The sequence below is a fragment of the Paenibacillus sp. CCS19 genome (assembly GCF_033239625.1).
Classification (GTDB): Bacteria; Bacillota; Bacilli; order Paenibacillales; family Paenibacillaceae; genus Paenibacillus_T.
Window position 1 is genome coordinate 149,195 of record NZ_BTCK01000002.1, and the last position, 25,889, is coordinate 175,083.

Consider the following 25,889-nt stretch of genomic DNA (forward strand, 5'->3'; position numbering starts at 1 on the left):
GGTAAGGCCGCAAAATTACCGTAGTTCGTGCAGTGGTCCACGACTGGAAACAAGCGGTATGATGGAATGGAGGCAAGGAAACGAAGATGCGATTTCACTGGGAGAAGGAGCTGCTGCAGAGCTGGCTGAAGGATCATTCGCTGCAGGATGAAGCGCTCTACTGGATCGGAGGGAAGCTCGTCGATTGGGCGGTGCTCTCGGCTTCTCCGCCGTATGCGGACCTCATCGGCGAGATTCGGGAAGAAGCCGATCGGCTGCTGGAGCGGCCTGAACCGGAACTGACGCAGGAGCTGTATGAACGATTCGAGAAGACAGGCAATCGGCTGGCGTACGAAGACAAATATTTTGAACGGCGCAGAAGGCTTACGTCTTTCACATTAATGAGCCTGCTTGAACCGGATAAACGGGATTACAAGCAGGCGTTGATCGGCACGATCGGAGCGATATTGGAGGAGCCGACTTGGTGTCTTCCAGCGCATATGCGCGGCCAAGAGATCGACCGCAATATCGATCTTTTCTCGGCTGAGACGGGTTTTGCGCTTAGCGAGATTATAGTTCTGCTGGGAGCAAGACTGCCCGATCCGCTCCGCGAAGCGATGCTCGGCCATATCGACCGCCGCTTGTTCGTGCCCTATTTATCTTATGGCCCTTACGGCTGGGAAACGGCGGAGCATAACTGGGCGGCCGTATGCGCAGGCTCGATCGGAGCGGCGGCGCTGCTCGTCGAGCAGAGCGCAGCGCGCAAGTCGGCCATGCTCGTCAAAGCGGTCGAGACGATGAATCATTACTTGGACGGCTTCGGCGAGGATGGCGCTTGCTTGGAGGGGCCGGGCTATTGGAATTACGGTTTCGGCTACTTCGTTTATTTTGCCGATCTGCTGGGCAAGGCGACTGATGGAAAGGCTGACCTATTCGCTTCAGACAAAGTGAAAGCGGTAGCATTGTTTCAACAACGTTGTTACCTCGCAGGGGATCGGCCCGCCAACTTCTCGGATGCGATGCCGCATGTCAGCGTTCATATTGGTCTGTCGGACTATCTTGCCGATCGATTCGAAGAGGTTGAGCATCCATCGCTGCAGCTGCGTTCACGGTTTACGGACGATCATTGCGCACGATTCGCCCCAGCGCTGCGCAACGTGCTTTGGTTCCAGCCGAAGGCAGGACGCGAGGCGAATTGGCAGCCGGGCAGCTGGTATTTGCCCGATGCGCAGTGGTTCATCTCGCGCAGCGCAAGCAGCGCCGGAAGCTTCGGCTTCGCGGCGAAGGGCGGATCGAATAACGAGCCGCACAACCATATCGACGTCGGCCATTTCATCCTGCTGGCAGGCGATGACCCTGCGGTTGCAGCGGATTTGGGCAGCGGCGAATATACGGCGGATTACTTCGGCGACGGGCGCTATACCTACGACTGCAATGGAGCGCAGGGTCACTCGCTGCCGATGGTGAGCGGCCATCAGCAGCAGGTTGGCGGGACGAGCAAGGCAGAGGTGATCGAAGCGGTTACGGGCGATCAGGAGGATCGATTCGCATTGGAGCTGGCGGACTGTTATCCTTCGGAGAGCGGGCTGCAGTCTTTCCAGCGAAGCTTCGTCCTTCGCAAGGATGAGAAGCCTTCGCTTACCGTTACCGATACCTTCGCATTCGGAGAAGGCGGCGGTCAGGTATCGGAAGTGATCGTTACTCGCTGCCAGCCGAGCTTAGCGGAGGATGGGCGCATTGTTTTGGCCGGAGGCCTCCATACTGCTGAGCTTTCCTATGGGGTTGGACGGTTTCGAGCGGCCATTGTAGAGAGGCCGTTCGTGAACCATTTTGGACAAGAAGAGAGCTATTATCGCATTCATCTGATCGCTGAGCACAGTGCCGAGCGGTCGCAGCAATTCGCACTTGATTTCGAATTCAAGTAGAGGGTAGGTCAGGATGACAATGACGATGTGGACACAGGAAGCTTGGGAGAAGACGGTTGCCAAAGTGAAGCGGACGAGCGAGCGGATCGGGGCGAATTTCCCGCATGCGAGCCAAGGCGGGACCTATGGATTGGAGGAGCCGGGCTGGTGGACGGCCGGCTTCTGGCCGGGGCAGCTCTGGCTGCTGCATGACGGCAGCGGCGAAGAGAAGTTCCGTGCGATCGCGGAGCAGTGCGAAGAGAAGCTGGATGAAGTGCTGGACGGTTATTACCGTCTGGATCACGATATCGGTTTCATGTGGACGATGACGAGTGTCGCGAACTACAAACGTACAGGAAACGTGGAGTCCCGCAGACGCGCGTTCAAGGCGGCGAACTATCTGGTAGGCCGATTCAACCTGCAAGGAAATTATATCCGCGCCTGGAATCCATGGAGCGAAGGCGACGATAACGCAGGTCTTGCGATCATCGACTGCGCGATGAACGTGCCGCTGCTGTACTGGGCGTCGCGCGAGAGCGGCGATCCGCGATACAAGCATATTGCGGAAGCGCATATGGGAACGGTGCTGCGTCATTTTATACGGGAAGATGGTTCGGTTCGTCATATCGTTCGCTTCGATCCGCACACAGGCGAAGTGGCTGAATATATCGGCGGTCAAGGGTATGCGCCAGAGTCGGCATGGTCGCGCGGTACGTCTTGGGCGATTTATGGTCTCGCATTGGCGGCTCATCATACGGGACGTCAAGATTATCTGGATGCTGCGAAACGTGTGGCACATTTCTTCGTGTCGCAGCTGGAAGAGGACTTCGTTCCGGCATGGGATTTCCGTGCGCCGGAGGATACGAAGTGGCTGCGCGATTCGTCGGCAGGCGCTTGCGCGGCATGCGGCTTGCTGAAGATTGCCGAATTGGTATCGGAGCCGGAGGCGAAGAGCTACCGCCAAGCTGGGGAACGGATTCTCGAATCGTTGTACCGGAATTACGGAGCGTTTGAGGATGAGAACGAAGAAGGGTTGATTTTGCACGGCACGAGTCATTATCCGGAACGCAGAAATATGGACGTACCGCTCATCTACGGCGATTACTATTTCGTCGAGGGACTCGCTAAGCTGAGGGGAGGCCACACCATTCCATGGGAGTGATCAAGCATCCGATCGCTAGCAACCCTTTGCGCACGAAGGCGGATTTGGCGCTGGCCTTCCAGCAGTTGGTGAAGCCCCTCCTGCCTCGCTATTCAGAGGGGAGGGCTCGCTTGCAACTGACGGGATCAGGTGCGGGGTATTCGTCTGATGTCGCGGAGATGGAAGGCTTCTCCCGTATTCTGTGGGGGCTCGTTCCATTCCTGGCTGGCGGCGGAGAGGACGAGTCGTTCACGCAGCTTATCGTGCAAGGGATCGATAACGGCACGAATCCGGAGCATTCCGAGTATTGGGGCAAGGTGAACGATTATGATCAGCGGCTCGTCGAGATGGCGTCGATGGGTTTCTCGCTGGCGCTTGTGCCAGAGCAGATCTGGGGGCGGCTGTCGGACGAGTCGCAGCAGCGGTTCTATGCATGGCTGAGCCAGATTAATCGTCATCCCGCGTACGACTGCAATTGGCTGTTCTTCCAAGTGCTCGTCAACATTGGATTCCGCAAGCTGGGCTTGCCGGTCGACGAGGCACGGACGGAAGCGAATCTGCAGCGAATCGAGCAGTTCTACCTCGAGGAGGGCTGGTATGCGGATGGAATCGGCGGACACAGCGATTACTACGTGCCGTTCGCGATCCAATATTATGCGCTGCTGTATGCGAAGCTGATGAAGGCGGAGGATCCACAGCGTGCGGAGCGATTCCAGGAGCGGGCGGGTCAGTTCGCCGAGCAGTTCATCCATTGGTTCGCCGGCGAAGGTCAAGCGATCCCGTATGGCCGAAGCATGGCGTACCGCTATTCGCAAGGTGCGTTCTGGGGCGCGATGGCTTGGGCAGAAGATGGAACATACTCCTACGGCGTGCTGAAGGGATTGTTCCTGCGCCATCTGCGCTGGTGGTTCCAGCAGCCGATCTTTGCCAGCGATGGCATTATGACAGTTGGTTATGCGTACCCGAATCTGATCATGGCCGAGAATTATAACGCGCCGGGCTCCGTCTATTGGGCGATGAAAGCGTTCCTGCCGCTCGCGCTGCCGGATGATCATCCGTTCTGGCAGGCGGAGGAGGAAGCGTTGCCTGCGCTGCCTTGGGTGTCGGTGCAGCGGGCGCCGCATATGGTCGTTGTTCATTCTGCTGCGACCGGTCATACTGCTGCGTTCAACACCGGGCACCTTGGCTCGAATGAACACACGCATACTTCAGCGAAGTATGAGAAGTTCGCCTACTCGGCGTCATTCGGCTTCAGCGTGCCTCGTGCCGAATGGGGGCTGTCGCAAGGCGCATTCGATTCGATGCTTGCGCTCAGCGAAGGGGACAATATATACCGCGTGCGCCGCAAGAACGAGGAAACTTCGATCCTAGTTGGCGGCGTGCTGAAGTCCACATGGCATCCTTGGCGCGATGTGAAGGTGACGACATGGATCGTGCCAGGACTCCCATGGCATCTGCGTGTTCATCACGTGGAGACAGCGCGTGAGCTGGATGCGGCGGAAGGCGGCTTCGCGCTGCCGATCGATGCGTCGCTTGTGGAGCTTCGCGGTGAGGCGGCGGAATGCGGCAATGAGGCTGCTGCGATTGCGAGTGGCAGCGAGACAACTACTGCAATCGGCGGCCGATCCGGCTTTGGCGTTTGCAGTGTTGTAGGTCTTGCGGGTTACTCGGAGGCAGCGCTCATCTATGCCCAAGCCAACACGAACCTGATGCATCCGCGCACAGCGATTCCGACGCTGAAGGCGAAGCTGACGGCAGGCGAGCATTGGCTCGTGTCAGCCATTTATGGGGAGACAGGCGCTGTGGATGGCGGGTTCGAGCTTGCGAGCTGGCAGGGGAGCTTCAAGGTGGAGATCGAGCCTAGTGTGATTCGAATTGAAGGACCGCATGGTGTAGGCGTGACGATAGAACGGTAGATTCGGAGGCTGTCCCCCGTGGTTAGTTGGTTGGGGACAGCTTTTTTTGCTGCCTGCCCCTTTGCTTCTCCTGTGCAGTATTGATCCCATATCGATCACAGCGACAGCCTGTCTGAAGTTGGTCCGGCTATAGCCGAATAACGATTGTAGCATCCGTTAGACCTGCCTGTAGGTAGTTAGGTCTTCATTATTTTCGCTGTAGGTCATTCCATTGTGTGTTAGGGATGACTCGTTCGATCAGGGCAGATCGATTTTGTTAGTAGAAGCATTTTTCCTCGCTTGCAGTGTAAGGATGAGACTCGGAACGCCAGCAAGCATACTCACCATAAAGCTCCACATCCCATATCGCCATTCACCCGTCACGATGGATACGCCAACGAATAAGGCGAGTTGTCCTACTAATGTAAACCATACTGCAATCCACGCCAGTTTCAAATTTTCCTTCATGATGGACACCAACCTCCCCTTCCTATCAGTCATCTAATTAAGTAAATACTGGCAATTTATAGTTTACCATAGGGTAGACATATTAGGAATGTGATAGGTGTACTTGATAGAGCTTGTGAGATAGTGATAGGGAGGGCGAAGGTTCCATCGGGGAGAGAGGCTGAAAGGCTTACACGCATTCGATGCATTCGAAGCCTGCATGAAATACAGGCTTCCCAACGCAGACGTATGCAGATTCCCCCAGAATGTCGAAGCATACGCCACGATTAAAGCAGAAAACTAATACAGCATGTCCGGCGTAAAGAGCGAGACAAGCTCCGGGGGGCGGCCAGACTCCCCATACGGTAACAGGTTTTATTATTTCACCTGTATACCGTATGGGGAGAATACCAGATTACGGCACGCCTTTAGATTTTGACCACTGAATTGTTCAGATTGAACGAGCTTCCATCAGGTGGTTTTTATTTGCCGCTTATCATGTCGATCGTAGGATTGCAAGAATTCCAGATACTGCCTCGATGCGAGGGACAAGTATCGCCTGTCGTTCCAGGCGATGGAGAATTCGCGTTCACAGACCGGTGATTGAATCTGCAGCAGCTTAACATTGGGATCCTCATTCGTATTGTGCGGTACAAAAGCGACGCCAAGTCCAGCTTGGACAAGGCTCCATAACGCAGAGGGTTCATCTACCTCGCAAATAATCGTTCTGGAGATGCCCGCCTCTTCGCAGAAAGCTTCGTTAATCTGACGGAATGGATGCCCCGCATGATATTCGATATAAGCCTCATTCTCTGTTTCGATCAAAGTAATCGTGTCTCGGCTTGCTAGCGGGTTGGTGACGGGTACGGCGAGATAGACTTCTGTTTTCCATACGATTTGCTCTTTAATCCAGGATTGATTGAGCGGTGCAGCAATGAAACAGAGGTCTACATCTCCCCGCTCCAGCAATCCGATCATGTCGCTCGACGAGGCCGGCGGGATCTGGGTCACGCGAAAAACAATTTCCGGATTCTCTTTGCGAAATTCGCTTATGGTGGAGGAGAGACGACTAAGCGTTGGGGTGGCCAGCCTTATGGTTCCTTGCTCTGTGCCTAGCATATCCGCCAATTCTCGCCGTCCTTCGTCCAGCGCTCCGAGCGCGATCTCAACCTGCTGCAGAAATGCTCGGCCATAGCGATTTAACCGGATTTGCCGATTATTGCGATCAAATAGAGGAACACCAACGTCCTCTTCGAGACGTGATATGGTCTTGCTAAGCGCAGGCTGAGCAATGCGAAGCGCCTCGGCCGCTTTGGTCATATGCTCGTATTTGGCAACCGTACGAAAATAATGAAGCTGCAGCAGTTCCATGAAGTAAACCTCCCCGTCCTGTTCCATTGTTTCCATATACCTGAGTATATAATAACATGTATTAATATATATTATCATTTATTGATTGTGAGGGGTATATTGGTAAATATAAAGCGAAGCAGGAGGGAACTCACAATGCCAATAGAACAACCGGATGCCGCACAACCGGCTATAGGAAACGTACTCATTAAGCTTCTTGCGTTCACCCTGATTGTCTCTTCCATGAGCGCAACGATGTTCAATATTGTTCTTCCCGAGATTCGGGCCGACTTTGACCTCTCCGTCGCGCAAGTCAGCTGGGTGTCGACTGCCTACTTACTGATCTATGCCGTTGGTTCCGTTATATACGGAAAGCTGCTTGATCGTTATCAGGCCCGTAATCTGATTACCTTCGGACTTCTCGTATTTGCTTCAGGTTCATTATTAGGGCTGCTCGCGGGATCGTTTCCCGTCGTGCTGATAGCCAGAATTTTGCAAGCGGTGGGCGCATCCGTTATTCCCGCATTAGCGATGTTAATTCCAGTTCGCTATTTTCCGCCGGAAAGAAGAGGGCATGCGCTAGGCATTTCGGCAACCGGATTAGCGCTCGGCAATGCGATTGGACCCATTGTTTCTTCACTCTTGGTGTCGTTTGTCCATTGGAGATGGTTGTTTGCCATTCCGCTGCTTATTCTGATCACGCTGCCTTTCTACCGTAAACATCTGAGCTCGGAAATTCGAGAAGGCGGGCATATAGATTGGCTTGGTGGAGGACTTCTGACGGGGACGGTAGCTCTGCTGCTTCTTGCGATTACGCAAGGGAACTTGTGGCTTGGTGCCGGAAGCGCGTTGATGGTTATCGGTTTCTTGTGGCGTATTCGCAAAGCGGCTGATCCGTTTATGTCCAGGACGCTTCTGCAGGACCGTATTTATCTAATGGGATTGATGATTGCGGCAGTTGTGATGAGCATCAGTTATGCACTGCCGTTTCTAACGCCTCAATTGCTGTCGGACATCAATCGCTTGGAGCCAGGTGTAATTGGTTTTGTTATGGTACCGGGAGCGTGTTTGTCTGCTTATCTCGGTCGTAAAGCAGGGAAATTGGCGGACTCCAAAGGCAATTCCTTCGTTTATCACATGGCATCCTTATTATTATTCGGCTGTTTTATTCTGTTATCGTTTTTTGTTGGGAGTCCGGCCGTTCTGATTGGATTGATTTTCATGATCGGCAATGTTGGTCAGATGTTTATGCAAATCGTATTGTCCAATACGATCTCGCGAAGTATTCCTAAGGATCAGATTGGCGTCGGAATGGGAATGTTGACGCTGTGCAATTTCCTTTCCGGTGCGGTTGCTACGGGGATTTACGGCAAAGTGATGGACCATGGCGCACAATCGAGCTGGCTGCCTTGGCATTCCAATGAAGCTTCCTATGTATTCAGCAATCTCTATCTTGTGCTGGCTCTTATGTATATTGGCCTGCTTCTTCTGTATCGCAGCGTATATGCCGGCAGGACGAAGGCGAAGACGGCGGGGCAAATGGCTTAAGTCGAAGTGATAGGTTTTATAAACAATTTGAGTCAATGAGATTAAGGAAATTGTTGAAGAAGTAAAATCATTATTTTAAAACAGGTATTAAGGTTCTCTTTGTAATTAATATTTTGCGGTAAAGAACCTGCAACATACATGTGTTGGAGGCTTCTTTAGCATATCCTCGGTTTATTCTGTTGATAGATTCTTGTCAGACAGTCACAGATTCCAATCTGCCTCTATACCAACAAATGTGGCTTACATAGCCAAAAAGGTACATATATCAACATAGTTAGGATATACATAGTTTCTCGATGAAGAAAGTTTGTGGAAAATTTAAATACAAGTATGTAGTTATATATTAGAATTGGTTTGATAGTTGATGTTAATAAGTGGAATTCGTCTGGGAGATAAGGGAGGGAATCGGTGTGTATAAAAAGATAATGACGGTCATGCTTCTCATGAGTTTGTTGGTAACGATGTTTATCGTACCACCGAACCAGCAGCGAGTAGAGGCAGCTACAACAGTTCAAACAAAAGTAAGACCTATTCTTTTTGTTCACGGTAGAACGGGCGGAACAGATACATTTGCTTCGTTCAAAGAGAAATATGAACAAGAGTTTGGTTCGAAAGGCGAAATTCAAATCAACAAAAACGGCACCATCACAACATTGGTACCAGTGCAGGTCATTGATTCTATCACGGATGGACCTGGTGGAAGAAGAGTAGCGCAAATGCCCATCGTTATTAGTATCGTATTCGAGGACAACATTGGAACGATAGCGAAACAAGCGGAATGGCTTAAAATCGCCATTACAGCGATAAAAAAGCAATTAAATGTCCCCCAGGTTGATATTTGGGCGCATAGTATGGGTGGATTAGCCGCAACTAAATACATTTTGGATAATGGCGGAGCAGATATCAATACGTTGATTACGTTTGATAGTCCGATTTTGGGTTCAGATAATGCGTTTTATCTCAACGAGATAAAAAACCCGATACGGCCTCTCTATACAAATGACCCAACGCTTGTTGATTTGGTGCCAGGCTCAAAAGCCCTCACAAGTTTAAAAGATGCCGGTTTCATGACGAAAGGGAACAAATTCAATAAAAACATCAAAGTAATAAGCTGGGAAGCTACAGAGCTAGATGTCGTTTATAAAGCAACAATTGAATATCCGGCAGGTATCAAAGTTAATATAAACCCTCTTGCTGGTCCGGTAACGGTTGGTCTCGTGACGAAATCGAAAACACAAACCATAAAAGCGGAGATTGTCTCACGAGACAGCGCTTGTGGTCTGTCTTTGTTTACAACAAACATCCATTGTTATCCGATTGACACAGACCATTCGGGAATGCTCAGAATTTTGCCGACCTTGAAAGATTACTATGTAGAACAGTATCCTGAATTGGATTACTATCAAACGGTTCAGGTTCAAATCAATGGCAAAGGATACGGTATCGGTCCGGTCATTAATGGCAGTGTTTATCTTCCATTTATTGCAGTAGATGCATTAAAAGCTAGAGGAACAACCTCGGTTACAATTGATGGAAAGCAGTTTTACAAATGGGATGAATTAAGTGTCAAACTAAACTATCAGAAATTGAACGACCAGACCTATAATTTCACTGTTCAACCCGCTCCAGTACAGAAGAAAGAAATTGATTCATATCGCACATTGAATGTGCAAATTAACGGGGTAAGTTACGGCGTTGGTGTTGTTGTAAACAATGATACTTATATCCCTCAAGCAGCACTTAATGCACTGAAGGCAACAGGTGGTACAAAGATTTCGGTAGATGGTGCATACTACTACAAGTGGAATGACCTTAGTGTAAAAGTGACGGCTATAGCACTGGATGGAGGCTACAACTTCGTTCCGATAGCTACATCTACACCAACTGTTACTTACTCGAGTGTTACGGTTAAACTGAATGGCGTAGCTTATGAGGATGGTATCCGAGTTGGTTCGGACACGTATTTGCCGCAAACAGCTCTTAACGCTATATACGCAACAAACCCGACCTATGTGGACTACAAAGGCAAACGTTACTATAAGTGGACGGATTTCTCAGTACCACTAATCGCAGAACCCATTACAGGCGGATACAATTTTAAGACGTATTATCAAGTCGTCCGCACCCAAGTGAATGGGAAAGACTTCTTGCCTGGTTATATGGTCAATGGCAGTACGTATTTGCACTCTTCTGTGTTAACGCTGCTGGGTGTAAAGTACACAGGCAAAGAAACGATTGTTGTTAAGGGTGTAACATATATTAAGTGGACAGAACTGCCGCTTTCGTATTCGTACATCACTGGCGGATATAACTTTACTAAAAAATAATCAAGTAAAAGGACGTTGCTCATATGGGTAACGTCCTTTTTGGTAGTTTGAATCAAATACGATTTGAGTTAGAAGTGGGTAATCGAAGTGAAAATAGCGCTACTGAAAAAAACAATAATGGTAGGTTTTGAAACCCGAGTGGTACTATTTTTACGTCTTATTTCATTGACCCCAAGCGCTTGAAAATATGGTTAGATGTTGCATAAAAATAGAACAGGTTATTCTATTTGAGTTTGTAAAAGAAATTCTTCTGCCGAATTTGATAATCTGTTTATTAATAACAGCAGTATACTCCTGTCGGAGATTGACATTGATTGGCCTCAACAAACTTCCTCCTCATGCGCGATTCTACTCTCTGTTTGGACGCTAATCATTGAATTCATAAAATATAACCGCCCGTGGGGCGGAGGCTCTTTCTCACTTGTCCAATCGGGCTTTAAACCCGAGCTCCTGCCTCATTATAGACAGTCTTCTGCGGCACAGTCTCTTCATTGCAGCGGTAGTCGGGATGGTTCTCAATCAATTCTTTGATCGAGACGCCATTAATCATTAAGCCGTCAATCATGCAGTTCTCGAACGTTACATTGACGAGATGCGAGTTGGAAACTGTCGCGTCTTCCAAGGTGCCGGCATCAAACTTCATTCCATATACGTCACACTTGTTCATACGCATGTCCCACCATGCATTGCCTTCCACATTCATAGCGGACAAGTTGGATGCCCGAACGGTAGTGCCCCTTAAGTCAACGTGAATGAGTTGAGCGTTTTGCATGTTTGCATATCTGATGATTGTTTCGTTCAAGTTTGCATTTTCGATCGTCGAGTTGGTTAGATCACCTGTATAAAATTTTCCGTTTGTTTCGTTCATATCGAGATCCTCCATAATATGGAATACTGTTCTATTCCATTCATTCGCTTGAGGATACAATAATCCTGCATGCGCGAGTCTGAAAACTTTCCTGCATGTTATTATAAATCAACGAACGGTATGGCTGTCTTGGCTCATCTTCTGTACAATAAATAGTTGATGCCATAGGATTTGAGAGATTTAAATGAGAGGAGCTTACTACTTATGTTGGACCAATTAGCGATTAATCAATTGAAAGCCGTGCTGCGTGCAGGCATTGATAACAACGAAGTTGCTGGCGCGAATATGATGGTGATTCATAAAGGCGAGGAGATTTTCTATCACGAGGATGGTTTGGCGGATATCGAAGCGGGTAAGCCGATCAAACGGGATTCGATCTTCCGTCTGTATTCGATGACGAAGCCGGTGACGGCAACGGCGGTCATGATGCTGCTGGAGCGCGGGGAGATCGACCTGTTCGATCCGGTTAGCAAGTTCCTGCCAGGCTTCAAGGGGCAAAAGGTTGTCGAAGGGGACAAGCTCGTCCCTGCGAAACGCGAGGTTAACCTGCAGGACCTGCTCAACATGACCTCCGGCTTGGTATATCCGGGCCTTGGCAATCAGGCAGAGCGCGAGACGGATGAGCTGTTCAAAGAGCTCGATCGCCGCTTGTTCAGCGATTCTCCGATGACGACGATTGAACTGGCCAATCGACTTGGTCAAGCGCCGCTTGCGTTCCAACCAGGCTCTGCTTGGCAGTATGGCACGAATACCGATGTACTCGGCGCTGTCGTTGAGGTTGTTAGCGGCGTGAGCTTCGGAGAGTTCCTGAAGCAGCAAATCTTCGAACCGCTGGGCATGAATGATACGGCCTTTTGGGTACCAGAAGAGAAGCGCTCGCGCCTTGCGAGGACGTACGGCGATGACGGCAAAGGCGGCTTGGAGCTGTACCTGGGCAACAATCTGGGCATTAACCATCAGCTCGACCGTGCGCCTGGATTCGAATCGGGCGGCGCCGGACTGGCTTCCACGATCGATGACAGCGCGAAGTTTACGACGATGCTCATGAACGAGGGCAGCTTGAATGGCGTACAGATTTTGCGTCCGAGAACGGTTCGCTACTTCCGTTCCTCTACGCTGACGGATGAGCAGCAGCAGAACTTCAATGGCTGGCAAACGCTGCGCGGCCACAGCTACGGCAACATGATGCGCGTCATCACAGACTTCGGCAAAGCTGGTGTTATCGGCAGCACAGGCGAATACGGCTGGGACGGCTGGCTCGGCGCTTTCTTCACTAACTGCCCAGCGGACGACCTTACATTCCTGTATATGATCCAAAAGAAAGACGCAGGCACCATGCCTCTCACCCGCAAACTGCGCAATATTGTGGTTAGCTCGTTCTAGCAAATCGAATACTCGATCCCTATCGTAATGGTAGGGATCTTTTTCTATATTGTATTAAGCATCCATTATTTACTTATGGTTGAGTACACAACCTTTTGCGACAATGAAACCAACATTTAGCATAGAAGGTGAACGGTATGAAGAAGGTTATTGCGGCGTTTGCCGTAATCGGCATGATTTGTTGTAGTTCGATTGCCGCAGCGGACGAGAGAATCAGTATTGTGGTAAAAAATAAACAGCTGCAATCAGACAGCGACCCGATTGTCGTTCAGGGCAGGGTGCTGCTTCCGCTTCGTGCCGTCTCCGAATCGCTCGGTGCGTCAGTCGAGTGGAATCAACGACAGAAAACCGCTATCGTATCCAAATGGTCCAAAATAGCTTCGCTGACTGTCGGTAAGAAGACAGCATGGGTGGACAATTTCGCAGCTCCTGAATTGTCAGCAGACACATTACTGGACGTTTCGGTCACATTGATCAATAACCGCGTATATGTACCTTTGCGGTTCATTTCTGAGCAGCTCGGCTATATGGTAGATTATAAAAACAATACCGTTTCGATCCGATCGCCATATGCAGGTCTGCCCAATGAGAATTCTCGCGCTCAGATCCTCTCCGGTGACTTGGAGAGAAGCAGATCGTACTTGGTTGGAAACATGAGCGCATACGGTTTACGCAATTATGAGCACCGGCCATTGAAAACGAATCAACCTGCTGCCAGCGCGGCCTACCTGTTTCCTGAAGGAGAAGCGCTTCGGTTTTTCATGATCGAGAACAATTCGACCATCACCTTCTTTGAGTATAAGGATGATTTCTTCGTGGCAACTTGGCAGGCTTACGTGGAAGATGCAGAGGGCAGCGCCATTCAACAATTATTCGCGGATCGGCTTAAGGGCCGCACAGGACATACGCCCCTGATCAACAAGCGGTTCGCTTATTTCTACTATCAAGACTACATGGGGCCGATCCATCGAAGCGGCTATATCGATACCGATGGAACGTATACCGAAACGGCTTACGATAACATTCTATACGATGCGGCCAATTCCTACGGAACGTTGTCGTTCGTACTTCCGAATGAGGTTCGAAAGGAAACCGTAACCGTAACGCAAACTAGTCTGAAGATCCCTTGATCGGAAAGCAAACGGACGGGCAGGATAACGAAATTAACTTCTTTACTTCGGTAAATATTCTAACTATAATCACAGTAAACATTTGGTAAGTGTGACTGGCGTAAACGTGGAGACACACGAGGAGCACATATTGTCATAGCCGTACGCCTGGTCAGAGGTAAGGGAGAGGTATCCCTTACCTCTGTGTGTTTTAGGAGGTTAGCATGAGTGTCCAGAGAGAATGCGCTCGATCTGATTTTTAACAAGTCGAAATAGATGTGTGCTGGATTACCAATCAGATTCATTCAGGGAGGAAATAACATGATATACGAGTTGCGAATCTATACGATTTACGAAAGTCGAATGGATGCCATTCAAGACAGATTTAAGGAGCATACGTTTAGAATTTTTACAAGACTGGGAATGAAGGTCGTGAATTTCTGGATAGATGCAACAGGACAAAATAAACTATATTATGTGATGGAATTTAAGGACATGGCGCAGCGTCAAAGACTATGGGAGCAGTTTAAGAAAGACAACGAATGGATTCAAGTAAAACGCAGCTCGGAAGAAAACGGAGGGCTTATAGTCGAAAAAATTGATGAATATTTTATGAATCAAGCTGAATTTTTTAAATTGGAAAATTAAACCAAATGGATACCATACTTCATTAATACAGCCTGCCGGAGTGATCCAGCAGGCTGTTCAACTATACCAGCTAATAGCTTGTCAACATTACCAGCAAAGCAACTGGAGGACTTGTGTTATATTGATTAATAAGCATGCCAAACAGCCCTCCAATTTGAGTTGTATTGGAAGGTTATACCATCATTGTTTTGTTATGCTGGACGGAACGATTTCTTACTTTTTAAAATGGCATACAACCAATGAACTAACTTATTTGCACAAGCCACTAGAGCCACTTTGTGAGGTTTTCCTTCAGCTCTTTTGCGTTCGTAGAACTCTTTAAAACGAGTGTTGCGAGAGCGGATCAAGCCACACTGTACCGCTATAACTAGTGCATATCTAAGCTGCCTGGAACCACGTTTGGTGATTCGATTACGTGTAGCTGTAAACTTGCCTGAAGCAAAAACGCTGGGGTCTATTCCTGCAAAGGCAACCAGTTTCTTTGGATGATCAAACCTGTCGACTTCACCAATTTCCGCTAAAATTGTTGCAGCAATTTTTGGGCCAATACCGGGGATCGACAGGATTAAATCATACTCTTCAATCTCAGTAGCCAGGGCATCTATGGTCTGTTCCAATGTAGAAAGATGCTCTTGGTACTGAAGGATAAGGCTGATCAAGATCTTAAGATTAATTAAGTGGCTCTCATACATCGTTTGCTGAAATGGGTTTCGTTTTGCAGCTTCCATCAGCCGTTGAACTCGTTCATTAATCCACTTCTCTGATCGTCCACGTTTTGAAGATAGAAGATCACTGATTGTGATGTTAAGAGTCTCTTCACTGACTTGTAGAACAGAGGATGAAGTCGGAAACTCAAGTAAGAAGCGAAGGGACACGTTAGAATACATAGCCCCGAAAACACCTTTGTACGCCGGAAAAACCTGATCCAGAACGGCTTGGAATTGTAGCTTCGTCTGCACGCACATCTTAGAGAAGGACTCGTGTTGTCGCGTCAGATAACGCATATTAAGCAGTTTTACACCTCTTGTTTTGAATGGTTCGAATTCCTCCCTATAGTAAAGCTCGCCCAGAAGATAAGCGTCAGCAGCATCCGTTTTTACTTTACGAAGATTGGTTTTTCGAAGCCGATTAGAAATGAGCGGATCGATAACGATAAATAAATAATGATGCTCCTCTAGAAATTGAACAACAGGGCTTTGATAGTGCCCGGTTGCTTCGAGGATCATTGTAGGTCGATGCCCTGATTCATGTTCAATGTCATGAATCACTTGAAGCAATATCTCGAGACCATCCCGTGTATGTTCGAAATGGAATACCCCTCGGTATGGTTTTCCTTGATATAAGAAAGCTTGTCCATGGCTTTCTTCTTTAGAAATGTCTAGCCCTATAACAGGGTTCATTTTATCTCTCCTCGAAATAGATTTACCGGTAGCCCATATGAACCTCCTTGTCGCTCCACAGCATCGCATGTGATACGGGATCTATGTCCCAACCAGCCTCAATCATGGTCATGACAAGTAGGGGTGAACATAATAGCGCTCGGGATCAAGTCCCACGGGCAGGTACGTTCGACCCGGCTACCCTAATCCTCGAAGCTAATGCAAAAAGGATCAACCAGAAAGAAATGGTTGATCTCATAATACGAACGGGCAGGTTAGTTATAAAAAGCTAACAATTATTTTGTATTCACTCTAGAAGATACTTATATGTGGTTACGTGAGTATGATTAATCAATTTAACCTTGGGTCCAGAGGAGATTTCATAGGTCATTCTGTCCTTTCCAATGGAGACCCAATGCCCACCATCCGTAGGTTCAATTTCAAATGTAATTTCCAAAATAAAGCCACGGAAACCATTTACCCTTCTTGTTTCAATCACATTAATTTTCCACGGAGCAACAATAGGTGAGAAAGCACTAAATATCTTTGGGTAATAGTAGTTGTGCAAATCCTTTTCAATATAAGGTGTAAGCAGGTTCATAAGCATATCCTGTAACCTAAGCTCTTCAGAGTCTTGAGTTGGTTTATTTGATGCAAAGGTTGTTGTTTGAAAACAGCTACTAACAAGGGATAGGATAAAAGTGAATAGCACTCTTCTCATTTTCTTTATACACCTCTCGAATGACTTTATCCAAACATAGATATTGTTACCTTTGCCAAATAAGTTATGTGTATTTCGAACTAAACAATCCTGTAGAGCTTAAGAAATGAGCTTTGTAAAAAAAGGAGCTCCTCGGTATGATGGGTTTGTCGAGAACACATCAGGGAGGAGCTCTTACTATGAAGTTTAAGGAAATAGACGCACAAAATCAACGGGTTGAACAAATTACTACCTCGCATCTTGTAATAGGGATCGATATGGCGAAAGAAATACATGTCGCACAAGCTACAAATTTCCGCGGGATAGTGGTTTCAAAACGCCATCTATCATTTTCCAATAGTATTGAAGGGTTTGAAAAACTGAACCGCTGGATGAGTGAATTACAGCAGAAACATCGATTGAATAAGCTCATCATCGGCATGGAACCAACCGGTCATTACTGGTTTAACATGGCCAACTGGCTAGCAGATAAAAGCGTGCATGTGGTCATGGTTAATCCAGCAACGACGAAGAGAAATAAAGAAAACCGTGATAATAGCCCGTCAAAGAATGACCCAAAAGATGCACTGACTATTGCAGATTCCGTCAGCCGAGGTTTCTACTACGAGTACACGCGTCAGTCACATGAGTTTCAGCGCTTGAAGACCTTGATGAGTGACCGAGAATTTTGGGTGACGAATAGTGTACGTTTGCAGAATCGAATTGTACGCTGGCTGGACATCCGTTTCCACTCTCAAGACCTTCCCTTGTCCACAGGATCTTGAGAAGTATACTGTATCGGATGTCCTTAGTGCATGGCGAGTCCATATGCAGCGTGCTGGAGGCACTACGGGAACTGAAAAGGCCGCGCAACTGATCGCACAAGCAAAACGAAGTGTTGGAGAACGGGTTGCTGTTGACGAAGCGAAAGCAGATTTAAAACGGCTCATTGAAGAGTTTGAGCGTGTAACCTCCATGCTAGAACAGATCGAAAAGGATATCGAAGCGTTGCTTTTGGAGATTCCAATGGCGCAGCAACTTCGCACCATAAAAGGGCTCGGAAAGATCTTCACCGCAGCCATATTGGCTGGTACAGGGGATTTAAGGCACTATGCACACGGACGCCAGGTTTTACGGAAGGCTGGCCTTAATCTGGCTCAAAGTAAGTCTGGAAAACGTAAAGGACAAATTGTTCTTTCGAAACGTGGAGACTCTGCCTTGCGAAAATATCTCTATCTCGCGACAGTTCAACTTGTTTGGAATAACCCCGTTTTTCGCCATCTGCATGAACATAATTTGCAGGAAAAGAAGATGAAAAAGCAGCAGTCCATCTTTAAGCTAATTGGAAAACTAGCGCGGATCTTAGTTGGTATTGTTCAAAGAGGAGAAGAGTTTACGCCAGAGAAAACGGTTTTGAACTGGACTGAAGCAGCTTAGGTTTTATGAAGAAACATCACGTATATTGACTCGTTCGCGGGATTTCACAAAGAAAGCACGGAGGACCGAGTTCGTCTCCCTTAAGGGCTATGACCCATCCGCTAAACGCGATCGGTCTCCACACCTTGGACAAGTATAACGAAGGATTGTAAGGGCAATGACCCGTTGAGTTATGGAAGGGTGAACGCCAAGGGATTAGTGGAGTATGTGCAGTAGAAAATTAATTGGGTAATATTTCCTAATGATCCTCTATTTCCGCATGCCCAGCCCACCACCTCAATGGGGTTCATCAGTTCTCTATCCTAAGATTGATCTGATCTAAGGTGTTGAAATCCTGCGAATGAGTGAGTATATGTGAGATAAATCCTTAAAACCGAGGGAGGGAGACGTTTGTTCAATAAATTAATGGAGCAGTTCAGATAATAGAAGAAGCCCCACTTAATGAAACAGAGGTGGGTGGAATTAAAGAAATCTATAGTCAGGGTGTAAAAAACCGCCCATATTATCTTGGGCGGTTGGTTGAGCTATCGTTTCCCTTTAACTTAATAAGATAGTCCTTAACTCTTTATTTTGTTTCCTCTGTTCCATTTCCATTGCGAACATTTAAATATCCCTCGATACGATTGCTAATGTTCTGACTCGAAAGGTCTGATATAAAACCTTTTACTATTTTATTTGCCATACTCATACTTTTTATTTGGGTTGCTCCCTTGCCCACAACCCCAATAATTTTCCCAATTTTAAATACATCAATAGTATCAATAATCTCTTTTGCTAAATCTATCAGTAAATCAGAATAAGGTTTAGTATGTCCAATATTCGCATCGTAATATTTCTTATATTGACCCGTAGAAATCAAATCTGTTATTTGTTTTGCATTATTTTTGTCAATAAAATATGCGAAGAAACGCCTTATAGAATTGTCATCTGATTCCATAAGCTGTTTGCGTTTTTCTGGTATAATAATGAAATCAGCAATCAAACACTTGTTATTCAATATCGCATTTAAGTCTAAAGACAATTCTTTTTTTTCACTCATTATCATAACCCCCGAGATGTATTTCGACTACTACTTTTATCATAGTTGTTTTCAAATGACAAGTTTTGTCACCTAAACAACTCAAATTGTAGTATATCACAATATTCCGTATTCTCCCTTTTGAAACGAGAGAATTTTAGACGAATGGCAAGGTCAGGAAATCCCATTCAGCAACATCTTTTCAACCCATAAACTCCGAGAGCTCGGCGTATCTGACGTATTCCTCCCTGATGCTTGACGATTAGGAAACTATAATGTCGGTTCTACGTATAAATTTGGAAGAATATTTATACGGGGGTATATTGATGATGGTGTGGGATGCAGTGATTTCAAGCACATCGGGACTAATAGGAGCGGCTGTGGGATACTTCGGGGCGGTCTCAGCAGCAAAAGCACAGATAAGAGAAGAAAGAAAAAAAGAAATGAATTTAGAGGTTGAAAAAAGAAAGCGCTTGGGTCGTTCAATCCAATTATTCCTGACCCATGAAATTGAAACTAATATGTCAAGGGTTCATTGCAAAGAACTTACACAGCTGCTACAAACTAATGAAAAGCCGTTTTCTTACAAGATTCCTGATAGCGTTTTCCTTTTTAATTTTTCGGAATACGATCGTGTAAAGTATGAACTAATTATGCTTGATGATGAAGAAGGTAATAGTATCAATCTGGCATACAACTTGTTTTACTATCTTAGACAGCTCACAGACATCAACGAGTTATCAGAACAAGAGTACGAAAGGGTTCGAGTGGGTTACTTTAGCACTTTGGATTTCATATATAAAGCCAAAGGGGTTAGGCTTTAACAGTCTCAGAAAGTACACATTTCGATACGTGCTGATACCCACCCATTATTGAGTTTCAATAAGTCATTATCTCACTGAAACATGTTCCAAAAGTGGATGTTGACTATTTGAAACACTCCATAGTAGAGTTCAGACAAATATTGGTATGGGGGTTGGGGCGGTTGAAGATCGGGTACGTCAGGGTATCAAGCGTAGACTAAAACGAGGAACGACAGGTTGTTGCACTAACAGTGCAAGGCGTTGAGAAGTTCTTTACTGAAAAGGTCAGTGGCAAGAACATGAACCGTCCGAAGCTGAACGAGATGATGGACTTCGTGCGCGAGGGCGACACAATCTACATAGAATCCATATCAAGATTAGCGCGGAACACGTTCGACTTCTTGAGCATCGTGAAGGAATTGAGCGAGAAAGGCGTTAAGGTCGTCAGCCTGAAAGAAATGATCGACACCAGTACGCCGCAAGGTCAATTTATGTTGATGGTATTCGGTGCGTTATATCAATTGGAACGTGACAGCATCAAGCAACGGCAAGCGGAAGGTATCGCAGTAGCTATGGAACGGGGCGTATCGTTCGGTAGACCGAAGATTGAAGCCGATGATCGGTTCGTGGAAGCGTACACCCAATGGAAACAGGGAAAATTGACCGCCAGAGCAACGATGAAGCTGTTAGGCATGACAAAGCCGACATTCTATCGTCGCGTCAAGGAGCATGAAACAGGTCGTGAAAATGCCTAATGCCGCCGCCGAGCGGCTTTTTTTACTTTGTTATGGTTTAAAAACGTCGTTAAATGCGATTAGATTCATTTGAACAAATTAATTAGGAGGAGATATAAATGGCGGTTACGGTTCATCAACAAGTATATCAAAAAAACTTGTCTTTGATAAGGAAACGGGCAATATCAAGAGTGTTTTTAAATGGATGCTCGATGATGTGAACATCGGTGAATGGGATCGTATGGGCGGAATGGAAATCGAAATGGATAATCTACGCAATGAAATTAATGATTTTATTAAAAGGAAAAATAATACTGTAAAAATTTTAAAGGAAATAAATCATCATATGATTAAAATTCAGGAATATCAAGGCATTTGGCTGAGTCGGTCGATGCCCTAATTGCTTTAGAGAAGAAGTTATTTGAATAGACCGGGACTGACCCCCGTCTCTGAGACAGAGATCAAAACACCTTATTTAATTAAGCAATTGCGTTCGGCGCGGAAAAATGCGGGCACAGGAACATGCTGATCGAGGATGATATTCTCGAACAAGTCAAACTTGAGATCAAACGACTACGTACAGAAGACCTGATCGGACTCTTTGAACTTTACATCAGGATCAAGTTCTCGTTCGACATCAGCAGCAACAGGCAAGCCGAGATTGAGCGACTGCTTCAAAAGCTGACCTTAAGCAAGGACAAAGAAATTGATATATATAAGGAAGCGTTAATTAGCAAGGACGACTTCGTTCGACGTACTCGGCGCATCGACAAGGACATTCAAGCCCTTACCTTGGAACTTGATCGAATCGTGAACTATGACCGCCAGGATGTTTGACTAAAACGTCCTGTTATAGAAGCATAGAATTGGAAATAATAAAAAAATGAGCCCTTATAGGGGCTCAATATTGTTCAAATGTTGCGTCGAATGTTGGGTCGAATGAAACGTCATATGGTGGGTCGAATGATGATTCGAGTGTCGGATATTCAGCGTGTTGCTCACTACCCGACCTCTTTCTAAATTCTTCGTAAGCCGCTCTCATGAATGGTATTTCAGAAACCGAGTACCATTTCTTGATGTCGTAAAGTCCGTCTGTATTCATTATCATCTACCTCCCTTAGGTGACAGATGAGAATATGCGGACAGTTGGTAAAGTATGATTTTGGAGGCAACACAGTGTATAGAAGAATGGCACACTCTCAAAATGATGGACTAAGTATGAAAGAATTGGAAAAAATTCATCCTGAGCTACGTGGGGTTCTTAGCAAAGCAGGACGGCAAGACTTTAATATATATAGGCAGCTACCTAAGAAGCTTGACGTTAATGCTATCGTCCCTTGGTATAAAGACAGGCTTCAACAGAATAAGGGCTCGATAAATTTTGATAATTCGATTATCCCATACGATCAAATCTATAGTTATTGTAGAGAGATCGGGGTAGAGGATTCTCACCTAATTGATTTAAGTGCTCATTTGCCAGCATTGCACGATATCGTATCGTCTGTCTTTGGGGAATCCTTAACAACTTGGGTTGAATTTCAAGAAGAGGTTGACAGACAGATGGCATTGGAAAAAGTTAATCCCAGTAACTTCATTGCCAATAGTGAAGGTTGGGAAGAACTATATAAATCCATGGGATGTCCCAGCGTTGACCCTCAAATAAAATTTGGATTGTGTATTATGTTACGAAAGTATCGTGGCTACAACGGATTTGTAAAAGAATTGATTACAACAGATTTGTTGTTAGCTCTTTCTATCCAAGGTGAATTATTTGATGTTTACCGAAGTGACGCTAATGGAGACATGAACGGGAAAGTTGATTTATTTATTTATGAAGAGAGTACAGACCGATGGGCAGGAATTTCTATTACAGGAAGTAGTGGCATCGAGAACGACATCGTACTGGAGGTAGGTAGTAGCTTCCTAAAAAACTCCCAAAAGGTTTTTGCTTCTGTTTACGCACCGAAGATTGAGTACTTAGAGAAGAAAATTAACACATGGTTAAATGGACCACAGCAGAACCAAATAGAAAATGTATCGAGTTGACGACTTAAATCACTGGGACCAAAACCACCACCCCATAAGTGAACGTTTCAGATGGTATGGTAACAAACGGGGTAGAGGGTACTTCCCCGATTGATACGCGCTGAATGACTGCGTTCGATTGAGCAAGGATCGGCTGATGCCCAGCTTGCCGGCGACGCTGTAGATTTTGGTTGCTTCGAGCGCCTCTTCATCGGATAGAGGTGAAAGAGCCCTCGGCAAATCTATGAAAAGCATACCCACCATAGCCAAATATCTTCGTACATAGCCGTGTTTGAATGATCGGTCAGACCATTGAGCTAATGGAGACGATAGTTGCATAAGGATACCGCGGCAGCCGACCAGACAATCCCTGACGTTTCATTAAACTCCCTCGAAATGATTCGGTTTCCTCACTCAGACTCATGAATTCGCAGGATATCATCCTGTAGTAAATAGAAGAAAAGGATGATCGGGGAGACGGTGGCTGGGAGATGGAAAATTGGACATGCGGAAATAAAGGTGTATAAGGATCACCCATAATGTTCCACTATACGCACGTCTCCACTTCGCCCTAGCGATTCTCTTGAATCCAGCGTCCGAACAGATTGAACCCTTCACGATGGTTACCGAACTCGAGAGGAGTTCCCAGAGCAATCCCGCGGAAGCTGACAGCGCGGGCCACATGAACTTCTTGGGCGATATCTACGCCAATGACTAGGTGAGAAACGGTAATGTTTTCAATGAGTTGATTTTGCTTGTCCTGTGACTTAAACTTCATAGTAGAGCGACCTCCTGATGGGCTTTTTAAGGCTTTTGACCTCGTGCGTAACTCCATCGTACAGAGGCGCTCGTTTTTGTTCAAACGCCAAATTATTCGTGTTACAGGAATTCTAACGGAAAACGATAGTTCAGAAATAACCGCCTATTGAGCGGTTTTTTCTTTTTGGTCAACTATCAACAATCAAGGATAACTAAATCCAAATTAAAACGTTCGAGCCATATTGCGAGACCGTTCACCCATTCCCCACCGCCACAACTGTTAAGTCAACGTAGTGGACGAATGATTCTGGAGAAGCGCTTGTCGCCAAGAACGAAGTGAACAAATGATTCTGGAGAAGCAAAGCGTATGCTTCCGATGCGGCTTTTCTACGAAAAGCTTTAAGCGTTCGCCTTTGTGTCCGGTTTGTTACACTTTCTGATCTACTCTAATCAGAACAATCTGGACACAACAGCGATCGGAGGAACATTTGCTCACGAAGTGGTATAAAGCGACAGCTCATTGATCGGAAGAATATTCGTCAACGTAGTACCCGAACAGTTACTCGACTTTACAGTCTCCCACCTGAATATTTTAAACATTCCAGTTAAATATTTCGATTGTTATGTTGCACATTATCCTTCACAATAGATGCACGATAATTGAAGCAACACCAAAGGAGAACGATCCCCGCATGTTCAACCGGATCCGGATGAAAATCTTCCTTGCGCTCATGCTGACGACCGCGATGCCGCTCGCGATTACGTCGGGCATTATTTTGTACCAAGTCTCGCAGGATATGAAGAAGGACAGCGACTTGGCCAGAAGCCGCATCGAGCTTGATCTGAAGCAGCGCATCAATGAATATTCGCTGGCCTTAAATGAAACCGCTTACCAAATTTACTCCAATTCGGATCTTATTGAAAGCATCGCACTGAATAAGGAATTTCTAAGCGACAGCCGGACGTACGATACCGTTCGCGATATCCATGAATATTTCTTATCCGTTTACAACCAATCGCGCGTCAAAGACATCCTCGGGATGTATCTCATCCGCTCCGACGAAGAGGTGCTCGGCAACTTCTTCCCGAAGTTGTACCCCGACATGGATTCCGCTTATTATCGCTCGCTGCTGCTTCTGTCTAAGCAGGCGGGCGACAAGCCGAAGACGGTTATTCGCTACACGAGCCTATACAATGAACCGATTATTCAATATCTATACCCTGTCCGCTATCGGGGCAAGCCGTCCGGGCTGCTCGTCATCGATATGAAGGAGCAGAGCTTCCGCAATATCGTCGAGACGTACAACTTCCTGTACAAAGGTGAGTTTGTCGTAACAGACGCTGCCGGCTATGCTGTCTACCATACCGATCCCGAGAAAGCCGGGGTCAAATCTAACATGCCGACAGGGGCGCGCAGCCAGAGCAGCAAACAAGTCACGACCGAGCTGGGCGATTCGGACTGGAAACTCTCCTACTCGTTCGAGCGAAATCCGCAGCAGATGCTTTATCGGAATGTCGCGATCCTTACGATCATCGGCACAGCGATTCTCGCGATCGCCATCTCGTTATGGCTCAGCTACAGCATGACGAAACCGATCGTTCATATGCATCGCAAAATGGTTCGCATCCAAATCGGCGACTATGATGCGCGGGTTGACGTGATGACCGATGACGAGATCGGCTATCTCGGCCACCAATTCAATCGAATGGCCGAGCAGATTCAGCAGCTTATCGAACATGATCTGAAGCTGCAATTGACGAATCAGGAGACGCAGATCAAGGCGCTGCAAGCGCAGATCTCGCCGCATTTTCTATTCAATACGCTGCAGATGATGGCGGGCATTGCCGAGGTGAAGAACGTTCCCGACCTTAAGCTGATCTGTCGATCGCTCAGCAATATGTACCGCTACAACATGAATATCCAGAATGAATGGGTGTCCGTGCGCGACGAGATTATGCATATTCGCAACTATCTCGTTATTATCAACAAACGGTTCCAAGGTAACATTCATACACGAATTGTGATCCCGCCGGAAATAGCGAACATTCAGATACCGAAGCTGATTCTTCAACCGATCGTGGAGAACGCCGTCGAGCATGGCCTCATTCCAAGTCATAATGAACGCCAGCTGCTGAAGCTGTCAGCACGGATCGACCGAGAGGAAGGCGCGCTCTATATCTATGTACTCGATAACGGCGTAGGGATGGGCGAGTTGGAGAAACGCGGCTTACAAGACCTGCTTGGACCACAAGCCCAACTGCCGCTGCAACAGCAGCAGTCACATAACGATCGCCGAGAAGGCTCCATCGGGCTCGTCAATGTCCATTCCCGTATTAGACTGATCTGCGGCGAGGATTATGGCATTCGTATTCGAAGCAAGAAAGGTACGGGAACATGCGTCATATTCCGTTTGCCGTGGAAGGAGGCACAATAA

The 25,889-nt window shown here is 46.9% G+C and carries 20 protein-coding genes and 3 pseudogenes; 15 read left to right on the top strand and 8 right to left on the bottom strand.

The features are described 5' to 3' along the window. The first annotated feature begins 86 nt into the window (after positions 1–86). From SBI19_RS02770 to SBI19_RS02780, 3 genes are read left to right on the top strand one after another with little or no spacing between them, the layout of a single operon-like run. On the top strand, positions 87–1,904 hold the full coding sequence (locus tag SBI19_RS02770) for a heparinase II/III family protein (RefSeq protein ID WP_317964709.1): 1,818 nt from the start codon (positions 87–89) through the stop codon (positions 1,902–1,904). A gap of 13 nt (positions 1,905–1,917) precedes the next feature. Next, on the top strand, positions 1,918–3,045 hold the full coding sequence (locus SBI19_RS02775) for a glycoside hydrolase family 88 protein (RefSeq protein WP_317964711.1): 1,128 nt from the start codon (positions 1,918–1,920) through the stop codon (positions 3,043–3,045). Continuing rightward, positions 3,036–4,940 (top strand): DUF2264 domain-containing protein, encoded by a 1,905-nt coding sequence (locus tag SBI19_RS02780; RefSeq protein WP_317964713.1) that lies wholly within the window; start codon positions 3,036–3,038, stop codon positions 4,938–4,940. The genes SBI19_RS02775 and SBI19_RS02780 overlap by 10 nt, the downstream gene beginning before the upstream one ends. Positions 4,941–5,177: 237 nt before the next feature. Here the strand turns inward: SBI19_RS02780 and SBI19_RS02785 are convergent, their stop codons facing one another. Beyond that, on the bottom strand, positions 5,178–5,387 hold the full coding sequence (locus tag SBI19_RS02785) for a hypothetical protein (protein ID WP_317964715.1): 210 nt from the start codon (positions 5,385–5,387) through the stop codon (positions 5,178–5,180). Between the two features lie 450 nt (positions 5,388–5,837). Continuing rightward, entirely contained in the window at positions 5,838–6,737 is a 900-nt protein-coding gene (locus SBI19_RS02790) for a LysR family transcriptional regulator (protein WP_317964717.1), read from the bottom strand. 135 nt (positions 6,738–6,872) lie between these two features. Between SBI19_RS02790 and SBI19_RS02795 the strand changes: the two genes are divergently transcribed. Together SBI19_RS02795 and SBI19_RS02800 are read left to right on the top strand one after the other, a co-directional pair. Continuing rightward, positions 6,873–8,264, top strand: a complete 1,392-nt coding sequence (locus SBI19_RS02795) for an MFS transporter (protein ID WP_317964719.1) — start codon at positions 6,873–6,875, stop codon at positions 8,262–8,264. 410 nt (positions 8,265–8,674) lie between these two features. After that, positions 8,675–10,591, top strand: coding sequence for an alpha/beta hydrolase (locus SBI19_RS02800; protein ID WP_317964721.1), 1,917 nt, complete (start codon positions 8,675–8,677; stop codon positions 10,589–10,591). Between the two features lie 436 nt (positions 10,592–11,027). On the opposite strand, the gene SBI19_RS02805 is transcribed toward SBI19_RS02800, so the two are convergent. Then, complete coding sequence (locus SBI19_RS02805; RefSeq protein WP_317964723.1) at positions 11,028–11,459, bottom strand: pentapeptide repeat-containing protein; 432 nt, start codon at positions 11,457–11,459, stop codon at positions 11,028–11,030. Positions 11,460–11,663: 204 nt separating this feature from the next. Here SBI19_RS02805 and SBI19_RS02810 point away from each other — a divergent pair, with 204 nt between their 5' ends. The 3 genes from SBI19_RS02810 to SBI19_RS02820 all read left to right on the top strand — a co-directional run bounded on the left by SBI19_RS02810 (position 11,664) and on the right by SBI19_RS02820 (position 14,599). Then, positions 11,664–12,842 carry a serine hydrolase domain-containing protein gene (locus SBI19_RS02810; RefSeq protein WP_317964725.1) on the top strand — a complete coding sequence of 393 codons (1,179 nt, stop codon included), beginning with the start codon at positions 11,664–11,666 and terminating at the stop codon, positions 12,840–12,842. 137 nt (positions 12,843–12,979) lie between these two features. After that, positions 12,980–13,972 carry a copper amine oxidase N-terminal domain-containing protein gene (locus SBI19_RS02815; RefSeq protein ID WP_317964727.1) on the top strand — a complete coding sequence of 331 codons (993 nt, stop codon included), beginning with the start codon at positions 12,980–12,982 and terminating at the stop codon, positions 13,970–13,972. A gap of 300 nt (positions 13,973–14,272) precedes the next feature. Then, positions 14,273–14,599 carry an NIPSNAP family protein gene (locus SBI19_RS02820; protein WP_317964729.1) on the top strand — a complete coding sequence of 109 codons (327 nt, stop codon included), beginning with the start codon at positions 14,273–14,275 and terminating at the stop codon, positions 14,597–14,599. A 191-nt stretch (positions 14,600–14,790) separates the two neighbouring features. Here SBI19_RS02820 and SBI19_RS02825 read toward each other — a convergent pair whose 3' ends face one another. Together SBI19_RS02825 and SBI19_RS02830 are read right to left on the bottom strand one after the other, a co-directional pair. After that, on the bottom strand, positions 14,791–15,999 hold the full coding sequence (locus SBI19_RS02825) for an IS110 family RNA-guided transposase (protein WP_317964731.1): 1,209 nt from the start codon (positions 15,997–15,999) through the stop codon (positions 14,791–14,793). Positions 16,000–16,285: 286 nt separating this feature from the next. After that, a complete protein-coding gene (locus tag SBI19_RS02830) occupies positions 16,286–16,699 on the bottom strand; it encodes a DUF3888 domain-containing protein (RefSeq protein WP_317964733.1) in 414 nt (137 codons plus the stop codon). Positions 16,700–16,878: 179 nt separating this feature from the next. Here SBI19_RS02830 and SBI19_RS02835 point away from each other — a divergent pair. Further along, a pseudogene (locus SBI19_RS02835) lies at positions 16,879–18,115 on the top strand (IS110 family RNA-guided transposase). 565 nt (positions 18,116–18,680) lie between these two features. Here SBI19_RS02835 and SBI19_RS02840 read toward each other — a convergent pair. Further along, positions 18,681–19,154 (bottom strand): hypothetical protein, encoded by a 474-nt coding sequence (locus SBI19_RS02840; protein ID WP_317964735.1) that lies wholly within the window; start codon positions 19,152–19,154, stop codon positions 18,681–18,683. A 305-nt stretch (positions 19,155–19,459) separates the two neighbouring features. Here SBI19_RS02840 and SBI19_RS02845 point away from each other — a divergent pair, with 305 nt between their 5' ends. From SBI19_RS02845 to SBI19_RS02860, 4 genes and pseudogenes are all read left to right on the top strand, one after another. Next, positions 19,460–19,957, top strand: coding sequence for a hypothetical protein (locus SBI19_RS02845; protein WP_317964737.1), 498 nt, complete (start codon positions 19,460–19,462; stop codon positions 19,955–19,957). A 218-nt stretch (positions 19,958–20,175) separates the two neighbouring features. Further along, a pseudogene (locus SBI19_RS02850) lies at positions 20,176–20,691 on the top strand (recombinase family protein); the annotation flags it as partial. A gap of 196 nt (positions 20,692–20,887) precedes the next feature. Continuing rightward, on the top strand, positions 20,888–21,070 hold the full coding sequence (locus SBI19_RS02855) for a hypothetical protein (RefSeq protein WP_317964739.1): 183 nt from the start codon (positions 20,888–20,890) through the stop codon (positions 21,068–21,070). Between the two features lie 122 nt (positions 21,071–21,192). After that, positions 21,193–21,507, top strand: a complete 315-nt coding sequence (locus SBI19_RS02860) for a hypothetical protein (RefSeq protein WP_317964741.1) — start codon at positions 21,193–21,195, stop codon at positions 21,505–21,507. A gap of 64 nt (positions 21,508–21,571) precedes the next feature. Here the strand turns inward: SBI19_RS02860 and SBI19_RS02865 are convergent, their stop codons facing one another. Continuing rightward, complete coding sequence (locus SBI19_RS02865; protein ID WP_317964743.1) at positions 21,572–21,772, bottom strand: hypothetical protein; 201 nt, start codon at positions 21,770–21,772, stop codon at positions 21,572–21,574. A gap of 74 nt (positions 21,773–21,846) precedes the next feature. Between SBI19_RS02865 and SBI19_RS02870 the strand changes: the two genes are divergently transcribed. After that, positions 21,847–22,716: a hypothetical protein gene (locus SBI19_RS02870; RefSeq protein WP_317964745.1), complete on the top strand. Its 870-nt coding sequence runs from the start codon at positions 21,847–21,849 to the stop codon at positions 22,714–22,716. A gap of 562 nt (positions 22,717–23,278) precedes the next feature. Here SBI19_RS02870 and SBI19_RS02875 read toward each other — a convergent pair. Next, positions 23,279–23,473 (bottom strand): annotated as a pseudogene (locus SBI19_RS02875) (IS110 family RNA-guided transposase); the annotation flags it as partial. Positions 23,474–24,146: 673 nt separating this feature from the next. On the opposite strand from SBI19_RS02875, the gene SBI19_RS02880 reads away from it, so the two are divergent. Next, positions 24,147–25,889 carry a cache domain-containing sensor histidine kinase gene (locus SBI19_RS02880; protein ID WP_317964747.1) on the top strand — a complete coding sequence of 581 codons (1,743 nt, stop codon included), beginning with the start codon at positions 24,147–24,149 and terminating at the stop codon, positions 25,887–25,889.